At 41.0% G+C, this 15,376-nt stretch carries 19 protein-coding genes; 6 read left to right on the top strand and 13 right to left on the bottom strand.

Annotated features, from left to right (window positions below; all coding sequences use genetic code 11):
• Window positions 1-78 precede the first annotated feature (78 nt).
• Window positions 79-600: a ribosome biogenesis factor YjgA gene (gene yjgA, locus H4J65_RS17115; RefSeq protein WP_182136727.1), complete on the bottom strand. Its 522-nt coding sequence runs from the start codon at window positions 598-600 to the stop codon at window positions 79-81.
• 105 nt (window positions 601-705) lie between these two features.
• Between yjgA and pmbA the strand changes: the two genes are divergently transcribed.
• Window positions 706-2,061 carry a metalloprotease PmbA gene (gene pmbA / locus H4J65_RS17110; RefSeq protein WP_182198911.1) on the top strand — a complete coding sequence of 452 codons (1,356 nt, stop codon included), beginning with the start codon at window positions 706-708 and terminating at the stop codon, window positions 2,059-2,061.
• Window positions 2,062-2,173: 112 nt separating this feature from the next.
• Here the strand turns inward: pmbA and mgtE are convergent, their stop codons facing one another.
• From mgtE to H4J65_RS17050, 12 genes are all read right to left on the bottom strand, one after another.
• Window positions 2,174-3,535, bottom strand: a complete 1,362-nt coding sequence (mgtE, locus tag H4J65_RS17105) for a magnesium transporter (protein WP_182136693.1) — start codon at window positions 3,533-3,535, stop codon at window positions 2,174-2,176.
• A gap of 514 nt (window positions 3,536-4,049) precedes the next feature.
• On the bottom strand, window positions 4,050-4,328 hold the full coding sequence (locus tag H4J65_RS17100) for an HPr family phosphocarrier protein (protein ID WP_182198910.1): 279 nt from the start codon (window positions 4,326-4,328) through the stop codon (window positions 4,050-4,052).
• Window positions 4,329-4,334: 6 nt separating this feature from the next.
• Window positions 4,335-5,189, bottom strand: coding sequence for an RNase adapter RapZ (rapZ, locus tag H4J65_RS17095; RefSeq protein ID WP_182136691.1), 855 nt, complete (start codon window positions 5,187-5,189; stop codon window positions 4,335-4,337).
• 6 nt (window positions 5,190-5,195) lie between these two features.
• The gene (gene ptsN, locus H4J65_RS17090) at window positions 5,196-5,654 is read right to left on the bottom strand and encodes a PTS IIA-like nitrogen regulatory protein PtsN (RefSeq protein WP_182136690.1); all 459 of its coding nucleotides are present in this window, start codon (window positions 5,652-5,654) and stop codon (window positions 5,196-5,198) included.
• 29 nt (window positions 5,655-5,683) lie between these two features.
• The gene (gene hpf, locus H4J65_RS17085) at window positions 5,684-5,971 is read right to left on the bottom strand and encodes a ribosome hibernation promoting factor (protein ID WP_146879615.1); all 288 of its coding nucleotides are present in this window, start codon (window positions 5,969-5,971) and stop codon (window positions 5,684-5,686) included.
• 36 nt (window positions 5,972-6,007) lie between these two features.
• Window positions 6,008-7,513, bottom strand: coding sequence for an RNA polymerase factor sigma-54 (locus tag H4J65_RS17080; protein ID WP_182136689.1), 1,506 nt, complete (start codon window positions 7,511-7,513; stop codon window positions 6,008-6,010).
• Window positions 7,514-7,564: 51 nt separating this feature from the next.
• On the bottom strand, window positions 7,565-8,296 hold the full coding sequence (lptB, locus tag H4J65_RS17075) for an LPS export ABC transporter ATP-binding protein (protein ID WP_182136688.1): 732 nt from the start codon (window positions 8,294-8,296) through the stop codon (window positions 7,565-7,567).
• Entirely contained in the window at window positions 8,297-8,776 is a 480-nt protein-coding gene (gene lptA, locus H4J65_RS17070; RefSeq protein WP_182198909.1) for a lipopolysaccharide transport periplasmic protein LptA, read from the bottom strand.
• A 31-nt stretch (window positions 8,777-8,807) separates the two neighbouring features.
• Window positions 8,808-9,374, bottom strand: a complete 567-nt coding sequence (lptC, locus tag H4J65_RS17065) for an LPS export ABC transporter periplasmic protein LptC (protein WP_182136686.1) — start codon at window positions 9,372-9,374, stop codon at window positions 8,808-8,810.
• A complete protein-coding gene (gene kdsC / locus H4J65_RS17060; protein WP_182198908.1) occupies window positions 9,371-9,916 on the bottom strand; it encodes a 3-deoxy-manno-octulosonate-8-phosphatase KdsC in 546 nt (181 codons plus the stop codon). Before kdsC ends, lptC begins: the two co-directional genes overlap by 4 nt.
• 2 nt (window positions 9,917-9,918) lie before the next feature.
• Window positions 9,919-10,884, bottom strand: a complete 966-nt coding sequence (locus tag H4J65_RS17055) for a KpsF/GutQ family sugar-phosphate isomerase (RefSeq protein WP_182198907.1) — start codon at window positions 10,882-10,884, stop codon at window positions 9,919-9,921.
• 16 nt (window positions 10,885-10,900) lie between these two features.
• Complete coding sequence (locus tag H4J65_RS17050; protein WP_182136683.1) at window positions 10,901-11,881, bottom strand: calcium/sodium antiporter; 981 nt, start codon at window positions 11,879-11,881, stop codon at window positions 10,901-10,903.
• A gap of 366 nt (window positions 11,882-12,247) precedes the next feature.
• On the opposite strand from H4J65_RS17050, the gene mlaF reads away from it, so the two are divergent.
• From mlaF to H4J65_RS17025, 5 genes are all read left to right on the top strand, one after another.
• A complete protein-coding gene (gene mlaF / locus H4J65_RS17045) occupies window positions 12,248-13,057 on the top strand; it encodes a phospholipid ABC transporter ATP-binding protein MlaF (protein ID WP_182136726.1) in 810 nt (269 codons plus the stop codon).
• Window positions 13,054-13,830 carry a lipid asymmetry maintenance ABC transporter permease subunit MlaE gene (gene mlaE, locus H4J65_RS17040; protein ID WP_182198906.1) on the top strand — a complete coding sequence of 259 codons (777 nt, stop codon included), beginning with the start codon at window positions 13,054-13,056 and terminating at the stop codon, window positions 13,828-13,830. The genes mlaF and mlaE overlap by 4 nt, the downstream gene beginning before the upstream one ends.
• A gap of 59 nt (window positions 13,831-13,889) precedes the next feature.
• Entirely contained in the window at window positions 13,890-14,360 is a 471-nt protein-coding gene (mlaD, locus tag H4J65_RS17035) for an outer membrane lipid asymmetry maintenance protein MlaD (RefSeq protein ID WP_182136681.1), read from the top strand.
• Window positions 14,360-15,007, top strand: a complete 648-nt coding sequence (locus H4J65_RS17030) for an ABC transporter substrate-binding protein (RefSeq protein WP_259367643.1) — start codon at window positions 14,360-14,362, stop codon at window positions 15,005-15,007. Before mlaD ends, H4J65_RS17030 begins: the two co-directional genes overlap by 1 nt.
• A gap of 62 nt (window positions 15,008-15,069) precedes the next feature.
• Window positions 15,070-15,366 carry a lipid asymmetry maintenance protein MlaB gene (locus H4J65_RS17025; protein WP_182136680.1) on the top strand — a complete coding sequence of 99 codons (297 nt, stop codon included), beginning with the start codon at window positions 15,070-15,072 and terminating at the stop codon, window positions 15,364-15,366.
• Window positions 15,367-15,376: the final 10 nt, after the last annotated feature.

The following is a 15,376-nucleotide window of genomic DNA, read 5'->3' as shown; positions in this document are numbered from 1 at the left end:
TTGTACCCTTATAAGGGCTATTTTTTTTAATAGCGATTTAAACCCTAGCTACTTAAGCCTTAGGTACTTAAACCTTACTTACTTAAAAACTACGTGTTCTTTTAAGTAAGTAAACAAGTCACGGTAATGTTTGCCGATTTTTTCAGCACCGTGCTCTTTTTTCGCCTGACGGACTAATTGTCTCAGCTTTTGCCTTTCCATGCTGTCGCATTCGGCTAACAAGGCTTCAATGGTGTCATTACCGTCTGCTATCAGGTCGTCACGCAATTTTTCGAGCTTTTCAAATTTGACCGACTCTTGCTGATGTTTATTGGCCATAACGTCCATTGCCTGCTTAATCGGCTCAAGATCCATTTCAGACAGTATTTTCGCGACATGACGGACATGACGACGCATAGCTTCATGCTTATTGGTGATTTTATCTGCTAGCAGCATAGCGGCTTTCAGTTCATCAGTCAGCGGTAGCTTGCTGCGTTGATGCTTCGACATTTTGACTATGATCAGGCCAAAGTCTTGCAGTCGATGCATTTCTCGTTTTATTTCTGATTTACTCAGTAATTCTTCTTCTAATTCATCGATATCGTTGGCAGAGTGGGGCATAATGTTAAGCAATAAAGTGATAATTACCTATAGTATACAACAAAGCAGTATCAGCAAAAACATTCCTGTTGCATGTATCGATAAAATGTGAGAAATAATTTACCTATGAGCGATTCAGATAGTATTCAAATGCAAATAGAACATGTGAAAAAACGTGTTAATGACGCCATGACAATGGCTAAATCACTCGGAGCCGATGGTGCTGAAGTTGCGATGAGTCGCCAACAAGGTCTTAGCGTGAGTACCCGTTTAGGCGAGGTTGAAAATGTTGAATTTACCAATGATGGTGGGCTTGGTATTACCGTTTACAAAGACGGTCGTAAAGGGAGTGCTTCTACGGCTGATTTATCTGAAAAAGCTTTAAAACAAGCCATAGAAGCCGCGGTAAATATTGCTAAATATACCTCTGTTGATGAATGCTCAGGTATGGCAGATAAAGATTTATTGTCGATGACGCCTGAAGACTTAGATTTATATCACCCTAAAGCGTTAACCACAGAGCAAGCGATTAGTTTAGCAAAAACCTGTGAAGACACTGCACTTGGCTATGACAAACGTATTACTAATTCAGACGGCGCCACATTAGAGAGCTTTGAAGGTTTTAAAGTTTACGGCAATAGTCAGGGGCAGCTAGTGGGCTATCCGAGTACGCGGCATAATTTAAGTTGTGTGATGATTGCCAAAGAAGGTGATGACATGCAGCGAGACTATGCTTATACCGTGAGTCGTGAATTTGACGCGATGGAAAGTGCAGCCAACATAGGGCAACAAGCGGCTAAAGAAACATTATCACGCTTAGGTGCTCGTAAGTTAGCGACCGCTAAAGTACCTGTGATGTTTCGAGCTGATGTGGCCAATAGCTTATTTGGCCATTTTATTGCCGCGATTAGTGGTGGTAATTTGTATCGACAATCTTCTTTTTTGATGGACGCCATTGGCCAACAAGTTTTTCCTGAATTTTTAAGCATCAGTGAACGCCCTCATTTGAAAAAGGCCTTGGCAAGTAGTGCTTTTGACGCCGAAGGTGTCGCTACCCTAGATCGTGAAATTATTACGGATGGCAGTTTAGCCACTTACCTGTTAACTAGCTATTCAGCGCGTAAGTTAGGCATGAAATCAACCGGTCATGCCGGTGGCATTCATAATTGGCAACTCGGCATGAAAGACGCAGGCCAAGGCGGTGATTTTGATGCAATGTTAAAAACGTTAGGCACGGGTTTGTTAGTAACCGAGTTGATGGGGCAAGGCGTGAATGTAGTGACCGGTGACTATTCTCGCGGTGCAGCAGGCTTTTGGGTAGAAAATGGCGAAATAGCTTATCCAGTGGATGAAATTACCATTGCGGGTAAATTACAGGATATTTTTGCTGGAATTGTCGCTATTGGTAACGATACCGACATGCGAGGCAGTATTCGCACCGGTTCTATTATTGTTAACCAGATGCAAGTAGCGGGCAGTTAAAAATAATAGAAGTTTGAAGTTAAAAGCTGTCAGCTGTCAGAAAAAACAAGTGAACGGTAACTAGTTTCAGTTGTTTACTGACAGCTTTAAACTGAAAGCTTATCGCTATGGTTTATTTTCCTAGCAGCAAGGTCGCTGTGCCTAAGAAGGCAAATATACCCACGACATCAGTAACCGTTGTCAAAATAACACTACCGGCTAAGGCGGGATCTATATTCATTTTTTTCAACATTAATGGCACGGTAACACCGGCAATGCCAGCCGCGGTCATATTCATTAACATGGCAAAGGCAATGATGGCGCCCAGCATTAAGTTTTGCTGCCAAATCGCCACAACCGAAGCGATTAACACCGCCCAAATTAGACCATTAAAAAAACCAATGGCCAATTCTTTATAGAGTAAAATTCGCGAGTTACTTTCACCAACATGCCCTAAGGCCATAGCGCGGATAACTAAGGTTAAAGTCTGGTTGCCGGCGACACCGCCCATGCTAGGCACTAAAGAGTTTAACACTGCTAAAATAGCCAGTTGATTTAGAATGCCTTCAAACATGCTCGACACTGCGACAGCCAGAAGAGCGGTGATTAAGTTCACGCCTAACCAAATAGAGCGGCGTTGGGTACTTTTCAAGACCGGAGCAAAGGTGTCAGCCTCGTCATCTAGACCCGCCATACTCATCATAGAATGCTCGGCTTCCTCACGAATAATATCAATAACATCATCTATGGTAATACGACCCAGTAGTCGTGCTTCGTGATCGACAACAGGAGCAGAAAACCAATCGTAGCGCTCAAATAGCTGCGCGACATCCTTTTCATTCATATCGGCGGTAATGGCTTGAATATCTTTATTGATGAGGTCTGAGATAATGGTTTCTGCTTTGGCAGTAACAATAGCGGATAAAGACACTGAACCAAGGAAATGATCGGCTCTGTCAACGACATAAAAAGAATCGGTTGCTTCAGGTAATTCACCGCGAAGTCGTAAATAACGCAGCACCACATCTACCGTAACATCAGGACGAATAGAGATGGTATCGGTATTCATGATACCGCCGGCCGTGTCTTCTTCAAATGAAAGTGCAGCTACAACACGATGGCGATCTTGCCAGTCCATCGCGTTAAGCACTTCCTGATAAACTGTGTCAGGCAGTGTTCTAAAAACTTCAGCTAAATCATCAACATCCATTCCCTCTGCAACGGCAGCTAGTTTTTCTGGATGAATATTTTTCAGAATGCCTTTTCGAACTTCTTCGTTTAACTCTTCGAGCACATCACCGTGGTGATCGGCATCAATAAGCTGCCAAAGCGCGACACGGCTTTTGCTTGGCGATGACTCTAATAATAAAGCGAGATCGTAAGCGGGCATGTCTTGCAATAGCTTGCGGACATGGACAAACATACCACTATCGAGGGCATCATTAACCTGCTGAAGGCGCTGATGATTGTATTCTTGTTTAGAACCTTCCGGCATATATTCACCTTTTGCCGTTGTAAAACGAAAACTGAAAATTATTAGGGATTGTTGAACTTACTTTAGTGCCGTTTGTTTAGTAGGTAGGCTCAGCAAACACATGATGTGTGGCTGGCTACATAGACGTATGAGCACGCCATAGCACTTGCAAACTAACACTATTATCTTTGGGTTTATCTAACACCACTGAAGCGAGTTCAATGTTAACCCAGCAAGTTAAACAGATCCTATTATGAGAGATAACTATTAAGGTTTTGTTATAGCAAATAAATAAACATAAGCGCCGATAGACTTGGACGGTAGTGCGACTCAGGAGACAAAGTTGAAAACGGGTATGCTTGAGTTATTTCGCTTGTTCTAAAGGCTTTAATGTAGCGCTAAATTGGCTAGTATATTATTTTAATCACTAGGGTTCGTTAATAATTATCCGCGTAGAGTTTACCGTAATCTAGCCATTTTAGCAGCTTTTTTATTGACTTAAGCACGTGCTTAGCAAGGAAGAAGTGCTCTGTTACTATTCGGCTTCATGAAATTTGTTACTAAAGAGTTGGCAAATTTCTGCTAAGGCTTGTTCAGCATCTTGGCCAGAGGCAATAACCTTGACGGTTTTACCTTGGGCGCCTGCCAGCAGCATTAGCCCCATAATACTATTCGCGTCTGCTCGGTTTTCGTCTAATTCAATAATGACTTTAGCGGTAAATTTTTGGCTTAATTGGGCAAGCTTAGAAGCCGCTCGGGCATGTAGCCCAAGTTTATTGATGATAAGTACATTACGGCTCGTATGTTTGCTCATCTTAGCTTACGTGCCTTCAACGGTTAAATCACGGTGGCGAGATTGCACATCTTTACGCTCTTTACGCATATTATTTGCCAGTAATTCGGCAATATAGACCGAACGATGCTTGCCACCCGTACAACCAATAGCAATGGTGATATAACTGCGATTATTACGTTCTAAGTGGGGTAACCAGGTCATCATAAAACTGTTAATTTGCCAAACAAATTTAGTCACAATGGGCTGGCTAGCAAGAAAGTCTTGTACCGGTTTGTCTAAACCTGTGTAGCCTTTTAGCTCTTTATCCCAAAATGGGTTAGGTAAAAAGCGGGCATCAAAAACATAATCAGCATCTTGTGGTACACCATGTTTAAAACCAAATGATTCAAACACAACCACCATTGAACCAGACGTTTTACCCAGAATTCGCTCTCTAACTAAGTCAGCGAGTTGGTGTGGTGTTAGTTGACTGGTATTGATGTATAAGTCAGCCCGACTGGAAATGGGCTCAAGTAATTTTTTCTCCAAGGCAATTGCTTGGTCTAGCGCAATATTTTGCTTGATCAACGGATGTAAACGTCGCGTTTCACTGAACCGGCGAATAAGGTCACTATCATCAGCATCTAAATACAGTATGCTCAATTCTACTGCATTAGGCAGGTATTCAATAATTTCGGGTACGTCGTTAGGATCGGCTGGCAGGTTACGAACATCGAGACTTACGGCAACATTTTCATAATCATTAATCACCGTATGGGTAAGTGCGGGTAACAAGTTGACAGGGATATTATCAACACAATAATAACCTAAATCCTCTAAAACACGCAGTGCAACACTTTTCCCTGAGCCTGAACGGCCACTTACAATAATTAATTTCATCCGTGTTTAACTCGCTTGTTGTATTAACTGAAACAGTTCTTGATTACTTTGGCATTTACGCACTTGCTTGCAAAATTGCTTGTTACGAAAAATTTTTGCGATACTTTGCAGCGTACTCAAGTGGCTCTGGCATTCTTCTTCAGGAACAAATAAGGCGATAAAAATATCAACGGGACGATGATCAACAGCGTCAAAATTAATCGCTTGTTCTGTGGTAATAACCACGGCAATAGGTTTCGTAGGCGTAGCATTTTCTAAACGGCCATGAGGTATAGCAATGCCATTACCTATGCCCGTTGAGCCCAATCTTTCACGCTTAACTAAGCTTTCTAAGAGCTGAAAAGTATCATGGCTGTCGAGTTTATCGGCGGCCAAGCGACTTAAATATTCTAATATACGTTTTTTACTGGCACCCGGTGCTGCACAAATAGTGCAGTCCGGGGTTAAGATGTCTTGCAACTTCATAAACTTCTAAGACCTATAGCGAAATGGCGCTAATGTTTGTTGATTTTGCCTTTATATTTCAAGATTTGGCGATCTAGCTTGTCAATTAATGCATCAATCGATGCATACATGTCACTATGTTGTGCCTTAGCATGAACTTCAGTGCCACTTAAGTGCACCGTTGATTCGGCAATCTGATTCTGTTTTTCTACCGTTAATACTACATGTACATTATTGATATGATCAAAGTGACGCTCTAGTTTTTCAAACTTGCCATTGACATAATCACGTAATGAATCGGTAACATCGACATGGTGTCCAGTAAGATTAATTTGCATATATTTCAATCCTCTTTATTGGCTGAATAAAACTGCCTACAATAGGCTTTTACGTTGATTTGATGGCGGTATAGAAAGTGACTCTCGATATTTGGCAATGGTACGCCTTGCCACTTGTATACCTTGTTCTGCTAAAATATCTGCCATTTTACTGTCGCTGAGTGGTTTTGCAGGTACTTCGGCAGCCACTAGCTTTTTAATTAATTCACGAATAGCCGTTGATGAACATTCGCCGCCGTTTTCAGTACTTACGTGGCTAGAAAAAAAGTACTTAAGCTCAAAAATCCCTCTAGGTGTGTGCATATATTTTTGCGTGGTCACACGAGAAATGGTTGATTCATGCATATCTACGGCTTCGGCAATATCGTTCAATACCATAGGGCGCATTGACTCAGGTCCGTGTTCAAAAAAGCCTTGTTGGCGTTGCACAATGCAATTTGAAACCTTTAAAAGTGTTTCGTTACGGCTTTCTAAGCTTTTAATAAACCATTTTGCTTCTTGCAAGTTAGAGCGAATAAATTGATTATCAGTAGATGACTTCATTGAACGAGACATAGCGGCGTATTGCTGATTAACCGATAGTTTAGGGGCAGTGTCAGGATTGAGCTCTACTGTCCAGCGGCCGTTTTTCTTTTCAACAGACACGTCTGGGATAACATATTGTTCTTCACTTTTGATGACGCTATCACCTGGACGGGGATCTAAGCTTTGTATTAGGCGAATAACTTCGCGTAATTGCTCTTCTTTCAAGCGTAATTTACGCATCAATTGACGATAATCACGATTACCGAGCAAGTCAATATACTCGCTGACGGCGATTTTGCTTTCCGCTAACCAAGGGGTATCTTTAGCAAATTGATTGAGCTGAATACGCAAGCACTCTGGAATTGAACGAGCGGCAACACCAATGGGGTCAAATACGTTAATACGCTTTAACACCACTTCAATCTCATCAAGTTCTACACCATCAATACCGACACTCTCTAAGATCTCTTCGGCTGAAACGGTTAAATAACCGGCTTCATCTATGGCTTCAATAATGGCAATGGCAATGGTTCTATCAGTGTCAGTAAAGGGCGTTAGTTCCATCTGCCAAATTAGATGGTCTTGTAATGAGTCTTTCGTTTCACCTTGATAAGTATAATCTTCTGAGGCATGGCCAACACCGCCACTACTAACACCAGCACTGAAGTTATCATCCCATGTGCTATCGCTGTTGAGTTCTTCGGGGATGTCTGTTTTTGCTAAACCTTCAGAGGAGCTAATTTCGTCTATCGAGGGAGTGGAGTCTTCGCTGCCATCAGAGGATGCTGCTGAGTTTTCGCCTACCGTTACCGAATATCCTGCTTCTAAATGGTCAGGGGTACTTTCTGAATTGTTATCGTGCGTTTCGTCAACTTCAAGCAAAGGATTACTTTCAAGTGCTTCTTGAATCTCTAGTTGAAGATCCAAAGTTGATAATTGCAACAGTTTGATCGCCTGCTGCAATTGCGGGGTCATCGTTAACTGTTGTCCGATACGGAGTTGCAGAGTAGGACGCATTTACGTTTTCTTTTCCCTATTCAAATTCATTAATTCAATTGGTTTTATTCACTATAGCGTGAATTGTTCACCAAGGTATACATCTCTTACATGTTGATTTGCAAGAATTTGCTTTGAATTACCTTCAGCGATAAGTTCGCCATGACTAACGATGTAGGCATGCTCACAAACATCAAGTGTTTCGCGCACATTGTGATCTGTGATCAATATACCTATGCCACGATCTTTTAAGTGTAGGATAATTTTTTTTATATCACCTACTGAAATCGGGTCAACACCGGCAAAGGGTTCATCCAGTAATATAAATTTAGGATCTGCGGCTAATGCCCGGGCTATTTCAACTCGTCGGCGCTCACCGCCAGATAAACTCATGCCTAAGTTATCTTTTATATGGCCTATGTTGAACTCTTCTAATAAATGTTCAAGTTTTTCTTGTCGCTCAACATCACTAAGTGATTTACGTGTTTGTAAAATGGCCATGATGTTGTCATGAACCGATAACTTACGAAAAATAGAGGCTTCTTGTGGTAAATAACCGATACCTTTTCTCGCGCGCTCGTGCATCGGCAGTAAGGTTATATCTTCATCATTTAAGACAATTGAGCCACTGTCGTTCTTTACCAAGCCAACAATCATATAAAAAGAGGTAGTTTTACCTGCGCCATTTGGCCCTAATAAGCCAACAATTTGTCCAGCGGAAACGTGCATACTGACGTTTTTAACCACTTTTCTGCCTTTATAGGACTTGGCAAGGCCGGTTGCTGATAATGTAGAAGTTGACATTTACTCTTGCTTATCCTTTGATTTTATAGGCAATTCAGTTTTGTTCTTTGGCTGTAATACGGTTTCAACTTTAGCATTTTCAAGGCTTTCGGCATTGACATATTCTGTGGCAAAATTGTAGGTGATTTTACTGCCGCTCACTTTACTGCCTTCTTGGCTAAGGAGAGCATTGCCTGAAATAACGACGGTATTCATACTCGGCTCATAACGGATTTCATTGGCTTGCAAATTGATTGGGCTACCATCTTGAAGCGTTTGTTCAAAGGTCGCTGGAGAGCCTTTGGCAATATAAATTTTGCTGTCACTGTTTTCTTGGGTGATAACCTGTACTAACTCGGCATGTATGGTTAGTGTGCCTTGAGAAATAATGACATTATCAATATAACTGAATATTTTATTTTTGAGATCGGCAGCTTGGCGTGAAGAAGATATTTTAATCTCTTGTTCTACGTTAAATTTTTCTGCACTTGCGACAGGCACTAATAATGCTAACGCCGTGAGACAATATAAGTTATTTTTTAATTTTTTTATAAATAGTTTGTACATGTTCGGTCAATGTCATCTGTGTTGTGTTTAAGTCTACAATTAATCCTGAGCCATACATAGTAAATCCTTTACCTAATATTAAGATAGTTTGCTCTGAGCTGATAATATTAGTTTTTAAGTCCATTTCTAAATTTTTACCATGCACTTCCTGTATCAAACTTTCTTTATCAGTGGCGATTAAACGTACGCGATTTGCTAATTTTACGCGATTGTTATTATACAAGGTGCCTTCATTGGCGGTGATTTGCCAAGTAGGTTTGTTGTTCCTTGGGTATAAGGTATAGCGTGGATATTCAAAGTGTGTGACCCCTAATTCAGCATAATGTTCCATGCGTTTTGCTTCTACATTATAAGATAATGCCCCAGTGGTTTTATAAACATCACTGTTAAGGTTTTCAGCAATAAATTCAGGGTTATTCGCGGTATCGAGAATGTTGCTGGTTTCTTCCTTCGCGCCATACCATTCAAGTAAGCCATAGGTGGTTAAGGCCAATAAAAATAAGCTTATACTAACAAGGTATATGCGATTCATACGCTTGAACCCGTTGCATCAGCTAAGGTGTTTTGGCTTTGCATAATAAGATCGCAAGTCTCGCGCACGGCGCCGAAACCACCTCGGGTATAGGTGGTGTAGTCACAAGATTTTAAAATGGCGGGGTGTGCGTCATTGACCGCAATACTAAAACCAACATAATTAAGGCAGTCAAAATCTGGCATATCATCGCCGATGTAAGCCACTTGTTCAGGCGCTAACTTTAATGCGGCGAGCATAGCTTTTAAAGCCGGTAGCTTATTTTCTTCACCTTGTACTATGTGCTTAACATTTAATGCACTCATCCGGGTTTGCACAATAGTTGAGGTTCTGCCCGTGATCACCGCTACATCAACGCCGCTTGCACCTAAGGCTTTAACGCCATAACCATCTTTAGTATGAAAGGCTTTTAATTCTTCACCATTATTACCTAAGTAAATACGACCATCTGAAAAAACGCCGTCTATATCACAAACAAAGAGTTTGATTTTTTGCGCTTTTTGCCAAACACTTGGCGCTACTTTTCCGTATAAACTGTTCAACTTTAGAGCACTCCAGATTTTAATAAGTCATGCATGTTCATCGCGCCAATGGGTTGGTTATTATCGTTAACAATAATTAAGCCGTTAATTTTTTTGTCTTCCATGATCTTTAATGCCTCAGCCGCCAGCATATCTTGCTTAGCCACTAAAGGGTTTTTTGTCATTACGCTGGTAATGCTATCTTGATGAATATTAATTTCTTCATCTAAAATACGGCGTAAATCACCATCAGTAAACAGACCTATTAAGCGATTGTTTGCGTCAACAACAGCGGTCATACCCAAGCCTTTGAGTGACATTTCAACTAAGGCATCTTTTATTTTAGCTTCTTGGCTTACTGTGGGCAGACGTTCGTCTTTGTGCATGATATCGGCCAAACGTAATAATAGCCTTTTACCTAAGCTGCCACCGGGGTGAGATAAGGCAAAGTCATCGGCAGTAAAGCCGCGCGCATTCAATAAAGCTACCGCTAGGGCATCGCCCATCACTAAGGTTGCTGTGGTGCTAGAGGTGGGTGCCAAGCCTAATGGGCAAGCTTCTTGTGCTACTTTTACACAAACATGGCTATCGGCAAGTTTAGCCAGGGTAGAGTCAGGATTACCCGTCATGGCGATAAGTTTTGTGCCGATACGCTTTAGGACCGGAATAATGGCTAAGACTTCGCCAGTTTCACCCGAATTAGAAATGGTCAGTACCACGTCATCAACAGTCACCATACCTAGATCGCCATGGCTTGCTTCACCCGGGTGAACAAAAAATGCGGGTGTGCCAGTACTCGCCAAGGTTGCGGCAATTTTGCCACCAATATGCCCCGACTTACCCATACCAATCACGATGACGCGGCCCCGACAATTAAACATTAACTCACAAGCTTGAACAAAGTCGTCGTCAATAAATTGCGACAATTGTGCAATAGCTTGCTGCTCAATGTTAATGACATTTAGGGCTAATTGTTTAAAGTTTTTCATTGCTATAAACCACTTGTTACCTGTTGATTTGACTAAAAAGTAGCACTTGATAACCAATAAATACGGCTAATAATAGTAACCCTTTCGCCCGCGTGATGCGAAACTTTCCACCTCGACTAAAACAAAGTATAAATAATAAGAAGGTTGTTGCCAGCATAAATGGCGCGTCACGCACCGCGGCGGCATTATCGATATCGCCTGGCGCAATTAAGCCAGCTAACGATAAAACCGCAAGAATATTAAAGATATTCGAACCAATAATATTACCGAGCGCTAAATCATCTTCTTTTTTAATGATGCTCATAATACTGGCAGCTAACTCAGGTAAGCTAGTACCAATAGCAATAACCGTTAAGCCGATGACTAAATCACTAATACCAAAAGCTTTGGCGATAAATATTGATGAATCAACCAGAAAACTAGCACTGAGCGGCAGTAGTATCATACCGACCACTAACCAGATTACCGATTGTTTGGTACTGACCCCATCAGGCACTTCTTGTTCTGCTTCTAAGACCATTTTATCGTCGATAGGGTTTTGTTTTGCACGCCTTAACGTGACGACAAGTAAGGTGGCGATATAAAGGACAAAACCAATAATCAGTATTAAGCCTTCATTAAAACTAAAGTTGCTGTTTGCTAGCATATATGTCGCGATAGCCGTAACAACCAAAATAAGCGGGATTTCACGTTTAATGGTCGTTGAGGAAACGGATAAAGGATGAAACAGTGCGGTTAAGCCTAACACTAACGCAATGTTGGTAATATTTGAGCCAATGGCATTGCCGACGGCAGTATCTACATTACCCTGTAAAGAAGCGGTGACCGCTATCATCATTTCAGGTGCTGAAGAGCCCATAGCAACAATAGTTAAGCCAATTATCATGGGAGAAATACCCAGATTTCGTGCTAATGCTGAGGCACCAAATACAAATTTGTCTGCACTCCACACTAAAGTGATTAGTGAAAGTAATAAGATCAAAATTTGGATGAACATTCAAAGCTCCTGTTTGGCTAAGATAAATAAATAGTGTTTGTGCTAATTGATGAAAGACAAAGAGGAATTATAAACCACTGATGGTAACCGATGACACTCAATTAATACTCATTTTGCTAACATAACGTGAGCGAAAAGCATTATAAACTTTTTCTGATATTATTGGCACGTGGATTCACAATAAAATAACTAAGCCAAAAAAAAGGCTTATTCATTACGCTAACTTTACACTTGCGTTACATTTATATACTTTTGGTTACTCTTTTAGCACTAAATAGTTGTGAATTTGTAATGACTGAGGTGTTGCGCTGCGGTAGAATTCTACTACATAAAACAATAATTAACAGTGATGTTATTCCAAGCGATATGTCTGAAATTTTAGTTGATATCAAAAACATGACCTTTAAGCGTAACGAGCGTGTTATTTATGATGGCATTAGTTTGTCTATTCCTAAAGGTAAAGTTACCGCGATAATGGGGCCAAGTGGTATTGGTAAAACAACGTTATTGCGCTTAATTGGTGGTCAAATTAAACCAGAGTCTGGGCAGATCCTTTTCGATGGCCACGACATTCCTAAATTGTCTCGTAGTGCGTTATATGACATACGTAAACGTATGAGTATGTTATTTCAAAGTGGTGCCTTGTTTACCGACATGAGTGTTTACGACAATATCGCCTTTCCTATACGCGAGCATACTCAGTTATCAGAAGACATCATTGAAAAAATGGTGCTAATGAAATTAGAAGCGGTGGGTTTGCGTGGTGCAAGAAATTTACGCCCCAATGAACTCTCTGGTGGTATGGCGCGTCGAGCAGCATTAGCTCGTTCAATTGCGCTTGATCCTGAATTGATACTTTACGATGAGCCTTTTGCTGGCCAAGATCCTATTTCTATGGGTGTGATTGTCCGGCTCATTCATCAACTAGGTGATGCATTGGGATTAACCTCTGTGGTGGTTTCTCATGATGTTCCAGAAGCGATGAGTATTGCAGATTATATTTATATTATTGCCGAGCAAAAAATTATTGGCCAAGGTACGCCAGAAGAAATCTACGCGCACACCTCACCTTTAGTGCAGCAATTTGTTAAAGGTGAAGCTGATGGCCCAGTGCCATTTCATTATCCTGCGGCGTCATATAGTGAAGAGTTAATTGGTCGAGGTGTTGAGAAGTGAATCAGCTGCAAATATTGGGTCATAGCATTATCGAACAAATCTCAGGCTTAGGCAGAGCTTTGTTGATGTTAGCATCAGCGCTCTTGCATATTCCAAACCCACGCAAAGGTTTTCCTTTGTTGTTGAGCCAATTGTACTCTGTTGGCGTATTATCTTTAGTTATCATCGTTGTTTCGGGTTTGTTTATTGGCATGGTATTGGCTTTACAGGGCTATACTATTCTGGTTGATTTTGGCGCTGAAGCTAGCTTAGGACCAATGGTCGCCTTGTCGTTATTACGTGAGTTAGGTCCAGTGGTTGCCGCCTTACTTTTTGCTGGTCGAGCTGGGTCTGCGCTGACCGCTGAAATAGGTTTGATGAAAGCAACAGAGCAACTTTCTAGCCTTGAAATGATGGCCGTAGATCCTTTGCGTCGTGTTATTGCCCCGCGCTTTTGGGCTGGTTTTATCAGTTTGCCACTGTTAGCGGCTATATTCTCTGCGGTGGGTATTTTAGGCGCTCATTTAGTCGGTGTTGATTGGTTAGGTGTTGACAGCGGTACGTTTTGGTCGGTAATGCAGTCACAAGTGTCTTTCGAAAAAGACGTTTTAAATGGCATTATTAAAAGCGTAGTATTTGCTTTTGTGGTGACTTGGATCGCGGTTTATAAAGGTTATGCTTGTGAGCCAACCTCTGAAGGTATTAGCCGAGCAACCACTTCAACCGTAGTGCAATCGTCACTATTAGTTTTAGGATTAGATTTTGTATTAACCGCGATAATGTTTACAAGTTAATTTTTGTAAAAATTTATAGCGGTTATTTAGTTAAATATTATTTGAATTTGGTGGAAGACATGGTGTCGAAAAAAATAGAATTATTGGTCGGACTCTTTGCTGCAATTGGTATTGCTGCATTGTTAATGCTAGCACTAAAAGTAGCTGACAGCGGTATTACAGGAACTGGCAATACATATCAGTTATATGCCAAATTTGACAACATTGGCGGCTTGAAAGTTCGCTCGCCAATAAAAGTCGGGGGTGTTGTTATCGGCCGTGTCAGTGCAATTTCGTTAGACAGTGCAGATTATACGCCTTTAGTGACGTTAGAAATTTTTGCCGAGTATAATAACTTCTCAGAAGCGACTTCAGTGTCAATATTAACGGCGGGTTTATTAGGTGAACAATATGTAGGTTTGTTACCAGGCTTTATTCATAGCTCAGTTGAAATCTTAAAACCAGGTGATTATATTGAAGACACCAAACCTGCATTGATATTAGAAGAACTGATCGGTCAATTTTTATTCAGCCAAGGCAGCGGTGATTAATGATGATAAATAATGCGATGAAAAAATGCTTTTTTTGTTTAGCACTGCTAGGTTTTTCGATATCGGTTAGCGCCACAGGAGATGTTGATAAAAAAGACCCTTATCAAATGATTAAAACGGTTGCCGAGATTACTTTTAAGCGTTTTGCTGATGAACAAGTGGCGATACGTGCAGAGCCTAATTTATTGAAAACCATCGTTCGCGAAGAATTAATGCCGTATATAAATTATCAATATGCCGCTTATAAAGTGATTGGCAGCAACTTCAAGAAAACCAATCAGGCTGACCGAGCTGAGTTTGTACCGGCATTTCGTGAGTATCTTATCACCGCTTATGCGCAGGTTTTTACCTTGTACGATAACCAAAAGGTCGAATTTGCACCGGCAGAAGATTTTGCTGAACATCGCGTAGTGTCTGTTGATACGAGTGTAATAGAGCCAGGTCGCGGTCCAATTAATATTTCCTTTCGTGTGCGTAAGCATAAAAAAACCGGCGACTGGAAAGCCTATGATATGGTAGCAGAAGGTGTCAGCTTACTTGACAGCAAACAAGCGGAGTTAAGTGGTTTGATCCGTCAAAAAGGGCTAGCTCATGTCACTGAAATGCTAAAAGAAAAAAGTGCAAAGAGTATTGTTTTTAAATCATAAAAGTTAATTTTTGCCAAGCATACAGACAAAGTAGCGTATTATAAGGTTGTTAGTAGATAAAAATGATAGAAGTCCAACAAGCAGAGCAAAAAGCGATTTTTAGTGGTGCGTTAACCCGTGCTACAATAACGCCTGCATTTGATAAAAAGTACCGTAAATTAGTCAATAATGAACGAATTATTATTGACTTGGCTAAGGTGAGTCAAGTTGACACCGCAGGCTTAGCATGGATTTTATTATTAATTGAACTGGCGGCCAGCAAAGCTTGTCATATCAGTTTGATTAATTTACCTGAAGATTTATTAAAACTGGCAACCTTAAGTGCAGTTGATACGTTATTGCCGATAGAAACCCCTTAATCTACACGCT

The sequence above is a fragment of the Colwellia sp. MB02u-9 genome (genome assembly GCF_014077085.1).
GTDB lineage: Bacteria > Pseudomonadota > Gammaproteobacteria > Enterobacterales > Alteromonadaceae > Cognaticolwellia.
The sequence above is the reverse complement of the archived record's forward strand: the minus strand, read 5'-3'. Positions and strand labels throughout refer to the sequence as shown.

What these genes read in the sequence shown, in the direction of transcription:
- rapZ (WP_182136691.1), bottom strand. Translation starts at nt 5,189, where the DNA reads ATGAAATTAATTATTGTAAGTGGCCGTTCAGGCTCAGGGAAAAGTGTT.
- mgtE (WP_182136693.1), bottom strand. Translation starts at nt 3,535, where the DNA reads ATGCCGGAAGGTTCTAAACAAGAATACAATCATCAGCGCCTTCAGCAG.
- hpf (WP_146879615.1), bottom strand. Translation starts at nt 5,971, where the DNA reads ATGCAAATTAATCTTACTGGACACCATGTCGATGTTACCGATTCATTA.
- mlaD (WP_182136681.1), top strand. Translation starts at nt 13,890, where the DNA reads ATGGTGTCGAAAAAAATAGAATTATTGGTCGGACTCTTTGCTGCAATT.
- H4J65_RS17055 (WP_182198907.1), bottom strand. Translation starts at nt 10,884, where the DNA reads ATGAAAAACTTTAAACAATTAGCCCTAAATGTCATTAACATTGAGCAG.
- mlaF (WP_182136726.1), top strand. Translation starts at nt 12,248, where the DNA reads ATGTCTGAAATTTTAGTTGATATCAAAAACATGACCTTTAAGCGTAAC.
- lptB (WP_182136688.1), bottom strand. Translation starts at nt 8,296, where the DNA reads ATGTCAACTTCTACATTATCAGCAACCGGCCTTGCCAAGTCCTATAAA.
- pmbA (WP_182198911.1), top strand. Translation starts at nt 706, where the DNA reads ATGAGCGATTCAGATAGTATTCAAATGCAAATAGAACATGTGAAAAAA.
- H4J65_RS17030 (WP_259367643.1), top strand. Translation starts at nt 14,360, where the DNA reads ATGATGATAAATAATGCGATGAAAAAATGCTTTTTTTGTTTAGCACTG.
- ptsN (WP_182136690.1), bottom strand. Translation starts at nt 5,654, where the DNA reads ATGAAGTTGCAAGACATCTTAACCCCGGACTGCACTATTTGTGCAGCA.
- H4J65_RS17050 (WP_182136683.1), bottom strand. Translation starts at nt 11,881, where the DNA reads ATGTTCATCCAAATTTTGATCTTATTACTTTCACTAATCACTTTAGTG.
- lptC (WP_182136686.1), bottom strand. Translation starts at nt 9,374, where the DNA reads ATGAATCGCATATACCTTGTTAGTATAAGCTTATTTTTATTGGCCTTA.
- H4J65_RS17100 (WP_182198910.1), bottom strand. Translation starts at nt 4,328, where the DNA reads ATGAGCAAACATACGAGCCGTAATGTACTTATCATCAATAAACTTGGG.
- H4J65_RS17025 (WP_182136680.1), top strand. Translation starts at nt 15,070, where the DNA reads ATGATAGAAGTCCAACAAGCAGAGCAAAAAGCGATTTTTAGTGGTGCG.
- yjgA (WP_182136727.1), bottom strand. Translation starts at nt 600, where the DNA reads ATGCCCCACTCTGCCAACGATATCGATGAATTAGAAGAAGAATTACTG.
- H4J65_RS17080 (WP_182136689.1), bottom strand. Translation starts at nt 7,513, where the DNA reads ATGCGTCCTACTCTGCAACTCCGTATCGGACAACAGTTAACGATGACC.